This window comes from Streptomyces sp. NPDC054866 (assembly GCF_053610745.1).
Genome location: NZ_JBSGZA010000004.1, coordinates 423,304 through 439,950, shown reverse-complemented (window position 1 = coordinate 439,950; position 16,647 = coordinate 423,304). Strand labels below are relative to the sequence as shown.

General features: G+C 69.1%; 13 protein-coding genes. 9 read left to right on the top strand and 4 right to left on the bottom strand.

What is annotated here, in order from left to right; translation table 11 throughout:
- Positions 1 to 218 precede the first annotated feature (218 nt).
- The 3 genes from ACWGI2_RS22735 to ACWGI2_RS22725 all read left to right on the top strand — a co-directional run bounded on the left by ACWGI2_RS22735 (position 219) and on the right by ACWGI2_RS22725 (position 4,635).
- Positions 219 to 2,702 carry an alpha-L-arabinofuranosidase C-terminal domain-containing protein gene (locus tag ACWGI2_RS22735; protein ID WP_453697233.1) on the top strand — a complete coding sequence of 828 codons (2,484 nt, stop codon included), beginning with the start codon at positions 219 to 221 and terminating at the stop codon, positions 2,700 to 2,702.
- Between the two features lie 96 nt (positions 2,703 to 2,798).
- Positions 2,799 to 3,296 (top strand): peptidylprolyl isomerase, encoded by a 498-nt coding sequence (locus ACWGI2_RS22730; RefSeq protein WP_371530744.1) that lies wholly within the window; start codon positions 2,799 to 2,801, stop codon positions 3,294 to 3,296.
- Positions 3,297 to 3,438: 142 nt separating this feature from the next.
- Positions 3,439 to 4,635 carry a pyridoxal phosphate-dependent aminotransferase gene (locus tag ACWGI2_RS22725; RefSeq protein WP_453399669.1) on the top strand — a complete coding sequence of 399 codons (1,197 nt, stop codon included), beginning with the start codon at positions 3,439 to 3,441 and terminating at the stop codon, positions 4,633 to 4,635.
- Between the two features lie 9 nt (positions 4,636 to 4,644).
- Here ACWGI2_RS22725 and ACWGI2_RS22720 read toward each other — a convergent pair whose 3' ends face one another.
- On the bottom strand, positions 4,645 to 6,123 hold the full coding sequence (locus ACWGI2_RS22720; RefSeq protein ID WP_453697231.1) for a glycosyl hydrolase 53 family protein: 1,479 nt from the start codon (positions 6,121 to 6,123) through the stop codon (positions 4,645 to 4,647).
- A gap of 142 nt (positions 6,124 to 6,265) precedes the next feature.
- The gene (locus tag ACWGI2_RS22715) at positions 6,266 to 8,287 is read right to left on the bottom strand and encodes a beta-galactosidase (protein ID WP_453697230.1); all 2,022 of its coding nucleotides are present in this window, start codon (positions 8,285 to 8,287) and stop codon (positions 6,266 to 6,268) included.
- A 201-nt stretch (positions 8,288 to 8,488) separates the two neighbouring features.
- Between ACWGI2_RS22715 and ACWGI2_RS22710 the strand changes: the two genes are divergently transcribed.
- The 6 genes from ACWGI2_RS22710 to ACWGI2_RS22685 all read left to right on the top strand — a co-directional run bounded on the left by ACWGI2_RS22710 (position 8,489) and on the right by ACWGI2_RS22685 (position 15,303).
- Complete coding sequence (locus ACWGI2_RS22710; RefSeq protein WP_453697228.1) at positions 8,489 to 9,808, top strand: ABC transporter substrate-binding protein; 1,320 nt, start codon at positions 8,489 to 8,491, stop codon at positions 9,806 to 9,808.
- A gap of 35 nt (positions 9,809 to 9,843) precedes the next feature.
- Positions 9,844 to 10,737 (top strand): carbohydrate ABC transporter permease, encoded by an 894-nt coding sequence (locus ACWGI2_RS22705; RefSeq protein ID WP_453400028.1) that lies wholly within the window; start codon positions 9,844 to 9,846, stop codon positions 10,735 to 10,737.
- Positions 10,734 to 11,663 (top strand): carbohydrate ABC transporter permease, encoded by a 930-nt coding sequence (locus ACWGI2_RS22700; RefSeq protein ID WP_453697227.1) that lies wholly within the window; start codon positions 10,734 to 10,736, stop codon positions 11,661 to 11,663. The genes ACWGI2_RS22705 and ACWGI2_RS22700 overlap by 4 nt, the downstream gene beginning before the upstream one ends.
- Entirely contained in the window at positions 11,660 to 12,691 is a 1,032-nt protein-coding gene (locus ACWGI2_RS22695) for a LacI family DNA-binding transcriptional regulator (protein WP_453697225.1), read from the top strand. Before ACWGI2_RS22700 ends, ACWGI2_RS22695 begins: the two co-directional genes overlap by 4 nt.
- Before the next feature lie 101 nt (positions 12,692 to 12,792).
- Complete coding sequence (locus ACWGI2_RS22690) at positions 12,793 to 14,079, top strand: FAD-binding protein (RefSeq protein ID WP_453697223.1); 1,287 nt, start codon at positions 12,793 to 12,795, stop codon at positions 14,077 to 14,079.
- A gap of 147 nt (positions 14,080 to 14,226) precedes the next feature.
- Positions 14,227 to 15,303 (top strand): methyltransferase domain-containing protein, encoded by a 1,077-nt coding sequence (locus ACWGI2_RS22685; protein ID WP_453697222.1) that lies wholly within the window; start codon positions 14,227 to 14,229, stop codon positions 15,301 to 15,303.
- A 27-nt stretch (positions 15,304 to 15,330) separates the two neighbouring features.
- Here ACWGI2_RS22685 and ACWGI2_RS22680 read toward each other — a convergent pair whose 3' ends face one another.
- Together ACWGI2_RS22680 and ACWGI2_RS22675 are read right to left on the bottom strand one after the other, a co-directional pair.
- Positions 15,331 to 15,549: a hypothetical protein gene (locus tag ACWGI2_RS22680; protein ID WP_453697220.1), complete on the bottom strand. Its 219-nt coding sequence runs from the start codon at positions 15,547 to 15,549 to the stop codon at positions 15,331 to 15,333.
- Between the two features lie 25 nt (positions 15,550 to 15,574).
- The gene (locus ACWGI2_RS22675) at positions 15,575 to 16,645 is read right to left on the bottom strand and encodes a glycoside hydrolase family 43 protein (protein WP_453697219.1); all 1,071 of its coding nucleotides are present in this window, start codon (positions 16,643 to 16,645) and stop codon (positions 15,575 to 15,577) included.
- Positions 16,646 to 16,647 lie beyond the last annotated feature (2 nt).

Sequence of the window (16,647 nt, the reverse complement as noted above, 5' to 3'; positions counted from 1 at the left end):
CGAACGCCTTGCACGTCAACGGTTCGGACAGAGCCGGTGGCGAAGTCCCGGGAATCTCTTGGAAGTTGTTCGACATCACGAACCCCAGGGCCCACCTCGGCCACTTCCTGCGCAATGCGTTGACGCGCCGCCCCCCACTGCCTAAGTTGCCGTTCGACCCACTGATCAGCGTTCGAAATACCGCACACATGCCGCACACGCTCAAGACTGGGGTACGCATGGCACGCAGACGATGGAGACTCGGGATCACCCTGGGGGCCCTGCTCGCCGGAACGCTCGCCGTGGGGCCCACCGCCGCGGCCGAGCCCACCGACTACACCATCGACGTCGACACGGCCCGCACCGGCGCGAAGATCGACGACTCGATGTACGGCGTCTTCTACGAGGACATCAACCGCGCGGCGGACGGCGGCCTCTACGCCGAGCTCGTCCAGAACCGCTCCTTCGAGTACTCCACCGCCGACAACGCCTCCTACACGCCGCTGACTTCCTGGGACTCGTCCGGCGTCGCCAAGGTGGTGAACGACGACGGCCGCCTCAACACCCGTAACCGCAACTACCTCTCCCTGGACGGCGGTGCGTCCGTCACCAACTCCGGCTACAACACCGGCATCGCGGTAGCCAAAGGCAAGCGCTACGACTTCTCGGTCTGGGCCCGGACCGGCGGCACGCAGAAGGCCCCTCTGACCATCACCCTGCGCGACTCCTCCGGCGAACTCGCCCCGGCCCGCCGTGTCACCGCGCGCGGCGGCTGGGCGAAGTACAAGGCCTCCTTCACGGCGGGCCGCACCTCCGCCACCGGCCGGCTCGCGGTCGCCTCGGGCGCCCCCGTCGCGCTCGACGAGATATCGCTCTTCCCGCGCGACACCTACAAGGGCCGCGCGAACGGCCTGCGCAAGGACCTCGCCCAGAAGATCGCCGACCTCGACCCCGGCTTCCTGCGCTTCCCCGGCGGCTGCCTGGTCAACACCGGCTCCCACGAGGCGTACGACGAGAAGTCCGGCTGGCAGCGCAAGCGCTCCTACCAGTGGAAGGACACCATCGGCCCGGTCGAGCAGCGCGCCACGAACGCCAACTTCTGGGGCTACAACCAGAGTTACGGCCTCGGCTACTATGAGTACTTCCAGTTCGCCGAGGACACCGGCGCCATGCCGCTGCCCGTCGTGCCCGCCCTGGTGACGGGCTGTGGCCAGAACAAGGCCACCGACGATCCGGCCCTCCTCAAGCGGCACATCCAGGACACCCTGGACCTCATCGAGTTCGCCAACGGCCCGGCGACGAGCGAGTGGGGCAAGAAGCGGGCGGCGATGGGCCACCCGAAGCCCTTCCGCCTCACCCACCTGGCGGTCGGCAACGAAGAGAACCTCCCCGAGGAGTTCTTCGCCCGCTTCAAGGAGTTCCGCGCGGCCATCGAGGCGAAGTACCCGGACATCACCGTCATCTCCAACTCCGGTCCCGACGACAGTGGTTCGGTCTTCGACAAGGCCTGGCAGCTCAACCGCGACGCAGATGTCGCCATGGTCGACGAGCACTACTACAACAGCCCGCAGTGGTTCCTGGAGAACAACGACCGCTACGACTCCTACGACCGCAAGGGCCCCAAGGTCTTCCTCGGCGAGTACGCGTCGCAGGGCAACAAGTTCTCCAACGCCCTGTCCGAAGCGGCCTTCATGACCGGCCTCGAACGCAACGCGGACATCGTCAAGCTGGCCTCGTACGCCCCGCTGCTCGCCAACGAGGACTACGTGCAGTGGAAGCCGAACATGATCTGGTACGACAACGACCAGTCATGGGGCTCGGCCAACTACGAGACGCAGAAGCTCTTCATGCGCAACGTCGGCGACGAGGTCGTGCCGTCCACCGCCTCCGGGACCCCCGCCACGTCCGGCCCCATCACCGGCGCGGTCGGCCTGTCCACCTGGGCGACCAGCGCCGCGTACGACGACGTGAAGGTCACCGGCGAGAACGGCGAGACGCTCCTGACCGACGACTTCTCCGGCGGTGACGGCCGGTGGAGCAAGGCGGCGGACAAGGGCACCTGGACCGTCCAGGACGGCGCCTACGTCCAGTCCGACGAGTCTGCGGAGAACACCCTGGTCACGGCGGGCGACAAGAGCTGGCAGAACTACGACCTGAACGTGAAGGCCACCAAGAAGTCCGGCAAGGAGGGCTTCATGGTCGCCTTCGGGGTGAAGGACTCCGGCAACCACTACTGGTGGAACCTGGGCGGCTGGAACAACAGCCAGTCGGCCGTCGAGAAGACCGTCGACGGTGCGAAGCAGACCATGGTCCAGGACACGACGACCATCGAGACGGGCCGCTCCTACGACCTGCGCGTGGAGGTGCGCGGACGTCAGGTGACGCTCTTCCTCGACGGCAAGAAGTGGGGCTCCTTCACGGACGACAAGCCCGCCGAGCCGTTCCGCCAGGTCGTCACGCGCGACAAGGCCACCGGTGACCTCATCGTCAAGGTCGTCAACGCGCAGGGATCGGATGCCCGCACCAAGATCGCCCTGGGCTCGGCCACGAAGGCGGGTCCGAGCGCCGAGGTGACCACGCTCGCCGCCGACCCGGCAGCCGAGAACACGAAGGACGCGACGCCGGTCAAGCCGGTGACCTCGACGTTCAAGGGCGTGTCCGACTCGTTCTCGTACACCTTCCCGGCGAATTCGATCACCTTCATGAGGATCGGGACCGACTGAGCCCAAACAGCATCATGCCTGGTCAAACGGGTTAAGCCAGGCTGTTCGGGGGGTTCGGTTGGCGGGCGGGGACAGGGCAATGACAGGATGAGGACCATGACAATCAAGGCTTATTTCGACATCACCATCGACGGCAAGCCCGAAGGCCGTATCACGTTCAACCTCTTCGACGACGTCGTGCCGAAGACCGTGGAGAACTTCCGCGCGCTCGCCACCGGCGAGAAGGGCTTCGGTTACGCGGGCTCGAAGTTCCACCGCGTCATCCCGGACTTCATGCTCCAGGGCGGCGACTTCACCGCCGGCAACGGCACGGGCGGCAAGAGCATCTACGGCGCGAAGTTCCCCGACGAGAACTTCCAGCTCAAGCACACCAAGCCGGGCCTGCTCTCGATGGCCAACGCCGGCCCCGACTCGAACGGCTCGCAGTTCTTCATCACCACGGTCGTCACGAGCTGGCTCGACGGCAAGCACGTGGTCTTCGGTGAGGTCGCGGACGAGGACAGCATGGCCCTCGTCAAGAAGATCGAGAGCTTCGGCTCGCAGTCGGGCGCCACCAAGGCCGAGGTCGCCATCGCCGCCTCCGGCACGCTCTAACACCTGGCACCTGCCCCCCGGCATGAGCCCCCGCCCCTCAGGGCGGGGGCTCACCCGTTCCTCTCGCCTCACCGGTTGAGCGTGCCCTCGCCCGCGTACGTATGTACGGGAGACACCACCCTCCCCCACCCGGAGGCCTCCCATGGCAGACGCGGGCAGCGTCACCGCCCTCTTCCGCGCGTCCACCGCGCACAGCCCCTCCTACTCCGCGCTGAACAGGGCGGCGGCGGACAGCGGGCGACCGCTCGTCGACTTCTGCATCCCGTGCAATCCGTACTTCCCCACGCCCGAGATGTACGAGGAGCTCGGCGGTCGGCTGCGGGACATCCTCACGTACTACCCGAGCGGCGCGGACACCATCACCGCCGAGCTCAGTGCCGTGCTCGGGCTCAATCCGCAGACCGTCGTGATGGGCAACGGCTCGACCGAGCTCATCACCTGGATCGACCACCTGCTGGTGCGCGACGCGCTCGCCGTGCCCGTGCCGACGTTCGGGCGGTGGACCGATCAGTCGATGGAGACCGGCAAGCGCGTCGACATGTTCCTGCTTCCGGAGGCCGACGGCTTCGCGCTCGACCCGGCGGCCTACGTCGACTTCGTGCGCGCCCGCGGCTCCCGCACGGCGGTCATCTGCAACCCCAACAACCCGGACGGCGGCCTCCTCCCACGCCGCTCCGTGCTCGCGCTGCTCGACGCGTTGCAGGATCTGGACCTGGTCGTCGTGGACGAGTCGTTCCTCGAGTTCGCCGACGCGGGGCCGGAGTCGAGCGTCGCCGACGAGGCCGTTCTGCGGCCCAATGTCATCGTGCTGCGCAGCCTCGGCAAGAACTTCGGACTGCACGGCGTGCGCTTCGGCTATCTCGTCGCCAATCCGGGCCTGGCCGGCCGGGTGCGCGCCGCCCTGCCGAAGTGGAACCTCAACTCCTTCGCGGAAACCGTGGTGTTCATGCTGAGACAGCACCGCCACGCCTACGACCTGAGCCTGCGTCAGGTGCGCCGCGACCGCCAGGAGATGATCTGGCACCTCGGCCGCCTCCCCGGCCTCACCAGTTATCCCTCGCAGGGCAACTTCGTGTACGTGCGGCTGCCCGACGGCGTCGACGGAGCGGTCCTGCGCGACCGGCTGCTCGCGGAGCACGGCATCCTGGTCCGCGAGTGCGGCAACAAGATCGGCAGCTCCAGCCGCTTCCTGCGCCTCGTGGTCCGCCCGCCGGTCGACGTACAGCCCCTGATCAGCGGTCTCGAACAGGCGCTGTACGCGGCCGGGGACGCCGGACTTCTGCCAGTCCCTTACGGCACGGGGAACCCGGCGGTGGACCGTCTTGTGATGCGGGCCTGAGCCCCTGACTCAGCGGTGCGCGAAGGCGCTCATCGCCTCGGTGGGCACGCCGTCGTAGTCGAACAGCGCCTGGTTCTCCCAGGCGTTGCCCGTGGAGGGGTCGGTCGGGTCCCAGCCGTTGCCTTCGACGGCGGTCCAGGTGGCGTCCCACCAGAACACGCCAAGGCCACGGCCTGCCGGGACCGCCTCGACGACGCTCTGGATGTCACGGAACCAGGCCGCCTGGCCCGCCTCGGTGGCGGGATAGCCGCCGACGAGCTCCTCTGCCTTGTCGATGACGTTCTCCCAGTCGTCGTCGCTGTCCAGCCGGAAGGGGTAGGCGGTCTCGGCGACGAAGAGCGGCTTCGCGTACCGCGTCGCGAGGTCGTCGAGGTTGGCCTGGAGGTCGGAGAGGGCGCCGTGCCAGTAGCCGTAGAAGGACAGGCCGATGACATCGAAGGGCACGCCGCGCGAGACCGCGTTGTCGAACCAGGTGCGGTACAGGGCGTTGTCTCCGCCGTTGGCAAGGTGGAGGGTCACCCGCGTGCCGGACGAGACAGCCTTCGCGGCGGTGGCCCCCGCAGTCAGAAGCCCCGCCAGCTGCGACCAGTTGGAGGTCGAGCCGGTGGGCCACAGCATGCCGCCGTTCAGTTCGTTGCCGATCTGCACCATGTCCGCGGTGGTGCCCTGCGCCTTGAGTGCGTTCAGGACGTCGTACGTGTGGTCGTACACGTCGGTCTTCAACTGGGCGTACGAGTGTCCCGACCAGGCCGAAGGGATCGTCTGGGCGCCCGGGTCGGTCCAGGTGTCGGAGTAGTGGAAGTCGACGAGGAGTTTCATGCCCCGCGCCTTGACGCGCTTGGCCACGGCGAGGACGCGGGCCTTGTCGCAGTACCCGTCGGCGGGGTCGACCCACACGCGCAGGCGGGCGTAGTTCATCCCGGCGGACCTGAGCACGGCGAGGGCGTCGGCCGTGGCGCCCGAGCTGTTGCGGTAGGCGCCGCCGAAGTCCTCGCTCTTCATGAGTGAGGAGATGTCAGCACCCCTGATGGGCAGGCCTGTTGAGCCGGGAGTGAGTGTGATGTCGTCGAAGTTGACCCAGTTCCCCGCCTTCGCGTCGGAGTACAGGCGGACCGTGCACGCATTGCCGGTCACGGTGACAGAGGTGACGATGCGGAGCCACGGACCGTTCGGGGTGGGCGGCAGGTCGGTGCGCTGTTCGGCGGAACCGCTCTTGAGGGCCAGGTATGCCGCGTTCTGCCCGCCGCTTGACCGGACCCACGCGGTGAGCGTGTACGTGCCGTTGGTGAGGCCGGTGAGGTACTGGTACGTCTCGACCTTGTACGCCGAAGCCGACCAGTGCGCCAGGCGCTGACCGCCCGTGCGGCCGCCCGCCTCCGTGAAGGACGCACCGGTGGCGCCGTAGGTGCTCCAGCCGGTGGTGCCGCTCTCGAAGCCCCCGTTGGTGAGGGTGGACGCGGCGCTGGCGGACCGGGCGGGCAGGGCCATGGCGGCGGCGCCTCCCAGTGCTGCTGCCAGGGCTGCTCTGCGGGTGGTGCCTGAGCTGAATGTTCCGTTTCCGTGCATCGTCGATGTCCCTTCGACTTCGCGGTACGTGGGGTCGGGGTGAGGTGAGCAGATGGGCCTCGGGTCAGCCGTCGAGGCGGACGACCCGTACGGCGCCCGCGGGCACTCCGAGGTGGCCCCCGGCGCGCTCGCCGGTGAGGAGTTCGGTGCCATGGGCGTCGAGCGGCACCTTGGCGTCGGACTCGGTGTGGTTGATGGCGAAGACATAGGTGCCGGAGTCGCCGCGCCGGGTCACCACCTCGACGTCACACGGGAGTTCGGGGCGCTCGGTGACGCCCGCGTCGGCGCAGGCGGTGGCCAGCAGGGCGTCGAGGTCGCGGGCGGTCAGGCGCGTGGAGACGTACCAGGCCGTGCCCTCTCCCAGCTGGTTCCGGGTGACGGCGGGGAGGCCCGCGGCCAGGCCGTCGGCGTACGTCCACACGGTCTCGGCGCCACGCGGCACGACGAACTCCGTCCATACGTCCCCGGTCAGTCCGGCGCCGTCGGGTCCCGTGATGCGCACCGTCTGTCCGTCGAGCAGCGGCGAGAACTCCTCGACGGTCAGGCCGAGTACGTCGCGCAGGGCACCGGGGCAGGGTCCGGGGTGCACGGCGTCGTGCTCGTCGACGATGCCGGAGAAGTAGGAGACGAGGAGGGTGCCGCCCCGCGCCACGTACTCCTTGAGGTTGAGCGCCGCTGCCTCCGTCGCCAGGTACAGCGCGGGCACGACGACCAAGGGGTACGCCGACAGGTCCGCCTCGGGGTGGGCGAAGTCGACGGTGAGGTGGCGGTCGTACAGGGCCTCGTAGAACGTGTCGGCGCGCTCCCGTGCGTCGTGGTCCTCGCTGGGCCGCCACTGCAGGGACTGCGCCCACCAGGAGTGCCAGTCCCACAGCATCGCCACGTCGGCGACGGTCCGCGAGCCCTTGAGGGGCGCCAACTCGCCTATAGACGCACCCAGTTCGGCGACCTCGCGCCAGACCCGGGAGTCCGTTCCGGCGTGCGGAAGCATCGCCGAGTGGAACTTCTCCGCCCCGCGCCGCGACTGCCGCCACTGGAAGAACAGGGCGCCTTCAGAACCGCGGGCTATATGGGCCAGGGAGTTGCGGGCCATCTGCCCCGGCGCCTTCGCGGGGTTGCGGGGCTGCCAGTTGACGCCCGACGTGGAGTGCTCCAGGAGCAGCCAGGGGGCGCCGCCCGCGACGGAGCGGGTGAGGTCGGCGGCCATGGCGAGGTTGACATGGGTGCGGCGGCCGTCGGTGATCAGGTAGTGGTCGTTGGTGACGAGGTCGACCTCGCGGCCCCAGGCCCAGTAGTCGAGGGAGTCGCACTGGCTGAGCGCGGTCATGAAGTTGGTGGTGACGGGGGCGCCGGGGGCGAGGCGGTGCAGGATGTCGCGTTCGCGCACGAAGTTCTCGCGCAGGGTCGCGTCGGCGAACCTGCGGTAGTCCAGGGCCTGGGCGGGGTTGCCGACCGTGGGTGTGGCGCGCGGCGGCTCGATCTCCTCGAAGGAGCCGTACCGCTGCCCCCAAAAGGTCGTTCCCCAGGCCTCGTTGACCGCCTCCACGTTCCCGTACGCCGCCTGGAGCCAAGCCCGGAAGTGGGTGGCGCAGGTCGCGCAGTAGCAGGCGGAGACCGGCACCCCGTATTCGTTGTGGACGTGCCACATGGCGAGCGCGGGGTGCCCTGCGTACCGGCGGGCGAGCTGCTCGGTGATGGCGGCGGACGCCTCGCGGTAGGCCGCGTTGCTGTGGCAGATGGCGCCGCGTGAGCCGAACTCGTAGCGCACGCCTTCGGCGGTGACGGGCAGGGCTTCGGGATGTGCGCGGTAGAACCAGGCGGGCGGCGCGACCGTCGGGGTGCCGAGGTCGGCGCGGATGCCGTTCTCGTGCAGGAGGTCCAGGACTCGGTCGAGCCAGCCGAAGTCGTAGGCGCCGGGCGATGGTTCGAGCAGGGCCCAGGAGAAGATCCCGACGCTCACCATCGTGACGCCGGCCTCGCGCATCAGCGCCATGTCCTCGCGCCAGACGGATTCCGGCCACTGCTCGGGGTTGTAGTCCCCGCCGAAGGCGAGCCCGCTCAGGCCCCTTGGGGTGTTCTCCGGCATGGATCTCTCCCGAGTCATCGATCAGTTGGACACATCAAATGGGAACGTGCACACACACTTTCGCGGCTGTGAGTTCAACATAACCGCACAGCAACAACCATTGACAAGTGTCCTGGATGTTTCTCTACTGTGAACGCTCACAGATGCGTGGCAGGCCGCTCGACGCAGTCGGCACAGCCACCCGGTCAGGGGAGACCATTCATGCCGTTCACCAAGCACCGTCGCTTCCACGCCACTTCGCTCGCCCTCGCCCTCGGCGCCGCCACCCTCACCGCCTGCGGCTCGTCGGACGGCGGGAGCCAGGACGAATCGGGCCCCGCCTCCCTGACGTACTGGGCGTGGACGCCCGGCATGGACAAGGTCGTCGATCTGTGGAACAAGGGCCCCGGCAAGAAGGAACAGATCAAGGTCACGGTCAAGAAGCAGGCGTCCGGCGACACTCTCGTCACCAAGATCCTCACCGCCCACAAGGCCAAGAAGGCCCCCGACCTGGTCCAGGCCGAGTACCAGGCGCTGCCGACCCTGGTCAGCAATGACGCGCTCGCCGACATATCCGGTGAAGTGGGCCAGGTGAAGGGCGAGTTCCCCGAGGGCGTCTGGCAGCAGACGACGCTCGGTTCGGACGCGGTGTACGCGGTGCCGCAGGACTCGGGGCCGATGATGTTCTACTACCGCGCGGACCTGTTCAAGAAGTACGACCTGAAGGTCCCCGCCACCTGGGACGAGTTCGCGAAGACCGCCCGCGCCCTGAAGAAGAAGGCACCGGAAAAGGACCTCACCACGTTCTCCGCGAACGACTCCGGGCTCTTCGCGGGCCTCGCCCAGCAGGCCGGCGCCAAGTGGTGGACCACCAAGGGCGAGAAGTGGAAGGTCGGCATCGACGACGGCGCCACGCGCAAGGTCGCCGACTTCTGGGGCGGCCTCGTGCAGGAGGGCGCCATCGACAACCAGCCGATGTATACGCCCGCCTGGAACAAGGCCCTCAACACCGGCAAGCAGATCGCCTGGGTCAGCGCCGTCTGGGCGCCCGGCACCCTCACCACCGCCGCTCCCGACACCAAGGGCAAGTGGGCCATGGCCCCGCTGCCGCAGTGGTCCAAGGGCGGGAACACCACCGGGAGTTGGGGCGGCTCATCGACCGCTGTCACCACCGACAGCGGCCACAAGGCCGCCGCCGCCAAGTTCGCCGCCTGGCTGAACACCGACCCCAAGGCCCTTGACGCACTCGCGAAGGAAGGCGGCATCTACCCCGCCGCCACCTCGGCGCAGACCAGCGGCGCCTTCGCCGAACCCCCGGCCTTCTTCGCCGGCCAGAAGGACTTCTACCCGCAGGCCGCCGAGATCGCGAAGACCGCGGCGCCCGGCGCCTGGGGACCGAACGTGAACGTCGCGTACACCACCTTCAAGGACGCCTTCGGCTCGGCCGCCAAGAACAAGTCCGACTTCGGCGGCGCGCTGAAGACGATGCAGGACACCACCGTCGCCGACCTGAAGAAGCAGGGCTTCGGAGTCGCGCCGTGACCACCGCACGCCCGCGCCGCCGCACCTCGCACGGGATGAGGAGCGCCCCGTACGCCTTTCTACTCCCCGCAACCCTGCTCTTCGCGCTCTTCTTCGCGCTGCCCATCGGCTACGCGCTCTGGCTCAGCCTCCACAAGGTCGAGGTGAAGGGCCTCGGCCTCGGCAAGGACGCCCGGCGCGAGGTCTGGGCCGGGATCGGCAACTACACCGACGCGCTCACCGACTCCGAGCTGCTGCACGGCGCGCTGCGCGTGCTCGGGTACGGCGCCATCGTCATCCCGGTGATGCTCGGCCTCGCCCTGCTCTTCGCGCTGCTCCTCGACACCGAGCGGGTGCGTCTGACGCCCTTCACGCGCCTCGCGATCTTTCTGCCGTACGCCGTGCCCGGGGTCATCGCCGCGCTCCTGTGGGGGTTCCTCTACCTCCAGGACGTCAGCCCCTTCTACTTCGTCCTCGACAAGCTGGGCCTGCCACAGCCCGACCTGCTCGACGGAGGCCCGCTCTACCTCGCGCTCTCGAACATCGCGGTCTGGGGCGGCGCCGGCTTCAACATGATCGTCATCTACACCTCGCTGCGGGCCATCCCCGCCGAGGTCCACGAGGCGGCGAAGCTGGACGGCTGCTCACAGCTTCAGATCGCGCTGCGGATCAAGATCCCGATGGTGGCGCCCTCGCTGGTGCTCACGTTCTTCTTCTCGATCATCGCGACGCTCCAGGTGTTCAGCGAGCCCACCACCCTCAAGCCGCTCACCAACTCCGTCTCCACCACCTGGAGTCCGCTGATGAAGGTGTACCAGGACGCCTTCGGCAAGGGTGACATCAACTCGGCGGCCGCGACCGCGGTGATCATCGCCGTCGTCACGCTCGTCCTGTCCTTCGGGTTCCTGCGCGCCGCGAACTCCCGTACGAAGAAGGAGGCGGCCCGATGAGTTCGCCGCGCTCGCTCGCCGTCCGCAAGTCCGCGCTCCGCAAGGCCGCACCCGCCGCGGGCACGACCCCCGGCACCGCCCAGGGCCCGCCCGCGCCCCGCCGGATCGCCGTACTGCCGACGGCCGTGCTGCTGCTCGGCGCGCTGTACTGCCTGCTGCCCGTGCTCTGGGTGGTGATCGCCTCCACCAAGTCGGGCCGCGAGCTGTTCTCCACGTTCACGTTCTGGCCCGGCAGCGGCTTCGCCGACAACGTCACGGACCTGTCCGCCTACCGCGAGGGAATCTACTGGCGGTGGATGGGCAACTCGGCCCTCTACGCGGGGCTCGGCGCGCTCCTGTCCACGGCCGTCTCCGCGGTCAGCGGCTACGCCCTCGCGATCTACCGTTTCCGCGGCCGCGAGACCGTGTTCAACATCCTCTTGGCGGGCGTCCTGATGCCCCCGGTGATCCTGGCCGTCCCGCAGTACCTCCTCCTCGCGAAGGCCGATCTCACCGATTCGTACGCCTCGGTCCTGATGCCACTGATCCTCTCCCCCTACGGCGTGTACCTCGCCCGGATCTACGCCGCCTCTGCGGTGCCCGGTGATGTCGTGGAGGCGGGACGGATGGACGGCGCGAGCGAGTGGCGGATCTTCACGCGGATCGCGCTGCCGATGATGGTGCCCGGCCTCGTGACGGTGTTCCTCTTCCAGTTCGTGGCCGTGTGGAACAACTTCCTGCTCCCCTACATCATGCTCAGCGACGACGAGAAGTTCCCCATCACGCTGGGCCTGTTCACGCTCCTGGAACAGGGCTCCAACACCCCCGCGCTCTACACCCTCGTGATCACCGGGGCCCTGCTCGCCGTCGTACCGCTCATCGCCCTCTTCCTGGTCATCCAGCGCTTCTGGAGCCTCGACCTGCTGTCCGGAGCCGTAAAGTCGTGACCATGAACGCAACGGGGGGCAGGCGCAGGCCGCCGACGATCCACGACGTGGCCCGCGAGGCCGGCGTCTCGCGCGGCACGGTGTCCCGCGTCCTCAACGGCGGCCACTATGTGAGCCCTTCCGCCCAGGAAGCCGTCAACGCGGCCATCCGCAAGACCGGTTACGTCGTCAACCGGCACGCCCGCTCGCTGATCACCGGCCGCTCCGACTCGGTGGGCTTCCTCCTCACCGAACCGCAGGAGCGCTTCTTCGAGGACCCCAACTTCAATGTCCTGCTGCGGGGTTGCACGCAGGCGCTCGCCGCGCACGACATCCCGCTGCTCCTGATGCTGGCGGGCACCCCGGACGAGCGGCGGCGCATCATGCGCTACATCACCGCGGGCCATGTCGACGGGGTGCTCCTGGTCTCCAGCCACTCCGGTGACCCCGTCGCGGACGAGCTGCGGGATGCCGGGGTCCCGCTGGTGGCGTGCGGGAAGCCGATCGGCCAGGCGTCCAAGGTGAGCTATGTCGCCGCGGACGACCGGGACGGCGCCCGCGACATGGTGCGCCATCTGCTCTCCCTCGGGCGGCGCCGCGTCGGCACGGTGACCGGGCCGCTCGACACCCCCGGCGGTGTGGACCGGCTCGCGGGGTACCGGGAGATCCTCACCGAGGCGGGGATCGCGGTCGACGAGCGGCTCGTCGTGTCCGGCGACTACAGCCGGGCGGGCGGCGAGGCCGCGGCGACCCGTCTCCTGGACCAGGCTCCCGACCTGGACGCCGTCTTCGTCGCCTCCGACCTCATGGCGCAGGGTGTCCTCACCGCCCTCCACCGCGCGGGCCGCCGCGTCCCGGAGGACATCGCGGTCGGCGGTTTCGACGACTCGCCCGCCGCGCTGACCGCCCGCCCCGAGCTGACGACGGTCCGCCAGCCCTGGGACCGCATCAGCGCCGAGATGGTGCGGGTGCTGCTCGCCCAGCTCGGCGGCGAGGACCCGGCCGCGGTCATCCTGCCGACGGAGCTGGTGATACGGGGTTCGGCCTGACGTGCATGGACCCTGACGTACGTAGACGTACGTAGACGTACGTACGAGGACGAGGCCGCGCAGGGCTCACTCCCCCGCGGCCGTGAGGGAGGGACCCGAACATGACTGACGACACCTTGGCCACCGGCCGGGACGGTGCCGTGACCAACTGGGCCGGGAACATCACCTTCTCGGCCCGTGAGCTGCACCGGCCCGCGTCGCCGTCCGCCCTGCGGGCGCTCGTCGCGGGCAGCCGGCAGGTGCGGGTGCTCGGCAGCGGCCACTCCTTCAACCGGATCGCCGATGTGGACGGCGACGGAGCGGACACGGCCCTTCTCTCGCTCTCCGCTCTCGATCCGTCCATCGACGTCGACACCGCGGCGCGCACCGTGCGCGTATCAGGCGGCGTGCGGTACGCCGAACTCGCCCGGCACGTCGCGTCGTTCGGGCTCGCGTTGCCCAACATGGCCTCGCTGCCGCACATCTCGGTGGCCGGTTCGGTCGCCACCGGAACGCACGGCTCGGGCAACGGCAACCAGTCGCTCGCGGAGGTCGTGCGCACGGTGGAGCTGGTGACCGCCGACGGGGAGACCCGCGTACTGAACCGCGGCGACGACGGTTTCGACGGCGTCGTGGTCTCGCTCGGCGCACTCGGCGTGGTCCTGGCCCTCACTCTCGACCTGGAGCCGTCCTACACGGTGAGCCAGCACGTGTACGGCGAACTCCCGCTGACAGGCCTGGACTTCGAGGCGGTGGCAGCGGCGGCGTACAGCGTCAGTCTCTTCACGGACTGGCGTGGACCGCGCTTCAACCAGGTGTGGCTCAAGCAGCGCGGCGACGCCCCGGTCGACTTCCCGTGGGCGGCGCCCGTGAAGGAGCCGAGCCACCCCGTGCCGGGGATGCCCGCCGTCAACTGCACGCAGCAGCTGGGCGTTCCGGGGCCGTGGCACGAGCGGCTGCCGCACTTCCGGGCCGAGTTCACGCCGAGCAGCGGCGCGGAACTCCAGTCGGAGTATCTGCTGCCGCGCGAGCACGCCGTGGCCGCGCTGCATGCCCTGGCCGCCATCGGGGACGAGGTGGCGCCCGTCCTCCAGGTGTGCGAGACGCGCACTGTGGCCGCGGACGCCCAGTGGCTGAGCCCCGCTCATGGCCGGGACACCGTGGCGTTCCACTTCACGTGGGTGCCGGACGCTGGGGCCGTGCTCCCGGTGATCGCGCTCGTCGAGGAGCGCCTGGCGCAGTTCGGGCCCCGGCCGCACTGGGGCAAGGTGTTCGCCGCCGATCCCGCCGAGCTGGGCGTCCGCTATCCGCACGCGGCGGAGTTCGCGGCCTTGGCCCAACGCCTCGACCCGCAAGGGAAGTTCCGCAATGCCTTCGTGCGCTCTTTCGTGCGGCCCTTTCTTCGATGACCCGTTTCCATGACGGCCCACGGCGACCCGCGGCCACTCCGGGACATCCTCGGAGTTCCGACGTAAAATTGTAACAAATCGGCCAATTCGGCCAGCTGTGGCAGAGCGCCCCGCCCGCCGCTCCCGGGCCGAAGGATGGGGAGCGAGATGACCGCGCAGACACGTGACCTCGACCCGGTACGACAGGAGCGGTTCGCGGAGCGGATGGTCGAGGTGCTCAATGACTCCTGCCTGGGATACCTGTGCAGCCTCGGTCACCGAACGAGGCTGTTCGATGTGCTGTCCGGCATGCCGCCGGCCACCAGCGAGCGGATCGCCGAGGCCGCGGGCCTACATGAGCGCTACGTACGGGAGTGGCTGGGCGGGATGACCGTGGGTGGCTTCGTCGAGTACGCCCCGGAAGACGGCACGTACTGGCTACCGCCCGAGCATGCCGCCTCCCTCGTCCGGGCCGCCGGCCCCGACAACATGGCGTCCTTCATGCAGGACCTCGCCCTGTTGGGCATCGTCGAGGATCAGGTCCTCGCGTCGTTCCACAAAGGCGGCGGCGTGCCGTACTCGTCCTATCCCCGCTTCCAGGAGCTCCAGGCCGAGGAGACCGCGCGGGTGTACGACGCCGCCCTGGTGGACGGCATCGTCCCGGTGGCACCCGGCCTCCCGGAGCGGCTGCGTCAAGGCATCGACGTGCTGGACGTCGGCACCGGGCAGGGGCATGCGGTGACCGTCCTGGCCGAGGCGTTTCCCGCCAGCCGCTTCCGTGGCGTGGACATGTCCGAGACCGGCATTGCGGCGGCTCGCGACGAGGCCGCGCGGCTCGGCCTTGGAAACGTCCGGTTCGATGTGGTGGACTCGGCCGAACTGAGCGGCTCCTACGACCTGATCACCGCCTTCGACGTGATCCATGACCTGGCCCGCCCGGCACGCACTCTGTCGGCGATCTCCGATGCCCTGCGCGACGACGGGGTGTTCCTGATGGGGGACATCGCGGCGTCGAGCAAGCTGGAGGAGAACCTCGATCATCCGCTGGGCCCCACCCTTTACACCTTCTCGGTCTTCTACTGCATGACGGTCTCCCTCGGCGAGGGCGGCGCCGGCCTCGGCACGGTGTGGGGCAGGCAGACCGCCCTGCGCATGCTGGCCGAGGCCGGTTTCGGCGACGTCGACGTCCGCCAGGTGGAGGGCGACATCCTCAACGTCTACTACGTGGCTCGAAAGGGGCGCTGACACCCGTTCGCCCGCCCGCCACCGTCGTCACCGGTCCCCGGGCCGGTCCGGCGGCTTGGGGTCTTCGCGCACGCGGAGCTCGGCCTGCGCGTCGGCGTAGCCCGGGCAGCGCACGGTGAACGTGACGATGCCCGCGTCGTACTGCTCCCTGAACGACACGTTCGTGGCTCCCACGTCGCTCCCGTCGAGCAGCACGCGGCCTGCCACCGGCGAGTCGTCGCCGGAGTCGCGGGCGACGACCGTCACCGCGCGCCGCCCTCTGATAGTGGGATTACGCCGATCCGGCAGCATCCGCGACAGGGATGCCGAAGTCCGGTGTGCCGTCCGGGTTCCAGCCGAGTTTCTGGATGCGGGTGTGGCGGTTGGGGTCGTGCAGGGGGTCGCCGACGATGTCCTTGTACTGGCGGGCGTGGTAGACGAGGACGTCGGTGCGGCCGTCCTCGGCGACGGTGAAGCAGTTGTGGCCGGGGCCGTACTGCTTGGTCGTGTCGTTGCTGGTGAAGACGGGCGTCGGCGACTTCGACCAGGACGCGGGGTCCATGAGGTCGCTGCGGGTGTCGGCGGTGAGCAGTCCCAGGCAGTAGTTGAAATCGGTCGCGGACGCCGAGTACGACAGGAAGACGCGGCCGTTGCGCTGGATGACGGAGGGTCCTTCGTTCACCTTGAAGCCGACGCACTCCCAGTCGTACTCGGGTGTGGTCAGGCGTATCTGAGGTCCCGTCAGGGTCCAGGGGCTGGACATGCGGGACAGGAAGACGCCGGTGTTGTTGTCCATGCCGGGCTCGTACTGCGCCCAGGCCAGGTAGCGGCTGCCGCGGTGGGTGAAGGTGGTGGCGTCCAGGGAGAAGGTGTCCCAGGCCGTGGTGAGCTGCCCCTTCTCCGTCCAACTCCCCTTGAAAGGATTGGCGTTGGCGTTCTCCAGGACCCAGATGCGGATCTTCCACACGTCGTCGGCGGGGGCCGCGGCGAAGTAGATGTACCACTTGCCGTTGATGTGGTGGAGTTCCGGCGCCCAGATGTGCGAGGCCATGTCACCGCTCGTGTGCCGCCGCCAGATGACGGACTCGTCCGCCCGCGTCAGGCCGCGCAGGGTGCGGGAGCGGCGCAGGATGATGCGGTCGTACTCGGGTGAGGTCGCCGTGAAGTAGTAGTGACCGTCGGTGTGGCGGCGGATGTGCGGGTCGGCGCGCTGCTCGACGAGCGGGTTGCGGTAGGCGGCGGCCGCCCGGGACGCGGCGTGGGCGGGCGCCGCCTGGGCGATGGCCGGTGCGGCGGCGAGAGCGCCGGCGGCCAGCGTTCCTCTCAACACGGTTCTGCGACTGGGTACTTCGCTGTGGCTCATGT

Coding starts and splice junctions, on each gene's coding strand:
- ACWGI2_RS22715 (WP_453697230.1), bottom strand. CDS start 8,287: ATGCCGGAGAACACCCCAAGGGGCCTGAGCGGGCTCGCCTTCGGCGGG.
- ACWGI2_RS22690 (WP_453697223.1), top strand. CDS start 12,793: ATGACTGACGACACCTTGGCCACCGGCCGGGACGGTGCCGTGACCAAC.
- ACWGI2_RS22675 (WP_453697219.1), bottom strand. CDS start 16,645: ATGAGCCACAGCGAAGTACCCAGTCGCAGAACCGTGTTGAGAGGAACG.
- ACWGI2_RS22720 (WP_453697231.1), bottom strand. CDS start 6,123: ATGGCCCTGCCCGCCCGGTCCGCCAGCGCCGCGTCCACCCTCACCAAC.
- ACWGI2_RS22710 (WP_453697228.1), top strand. CDS start 8,489: ATGCCGTTCACCAAGCACCGTCGCTTCCACGCCACTTCGCTCGCCCTC.
- ACWGI2_RS22705 (WP_453400028.1), top strand. CDS start 9,844: ATGAGGAGCGCCCCGTACGCCTTTCTACTCCCCGCAACCCTGCTCTTC.
- ACWGI2_RS22725 (WP_453399669.1), top strand. CDS start 3,439: ATGGCAGACGCGGGCAGCGTCACCGCCCTCTTCCGCGCGTCCACCGCG.
- ACWGI2_RS22735 (WP_453697233.1), top strand. CDS start 219: ATGGCACGCAGACGATGGAGACTCGGGATCACCCTGGGGGCCCTGCTC.
- ACWGI2_RS22730 (WP_371530744.1), top strand. CDS start 2,799: ATGACAATCAAGGCTTATTTCGACATCACCATCGACGGCAAGCCCGAA.
- ACWGI2_RS22685 (WP_453697222.1), top strand. CDS start 14,227: ATGACCGCGCAGACACGTGACCTCGACCCGGTACGACAGGAGCGGTTC.
- ACWGI2_RS22700 (WP_453697227.1), top strand. CDS start 10,734: ATGAGTTCGCCGCGCTCGCTCGCCGTCCGCAAGTCCGCGCTCCGCAAG.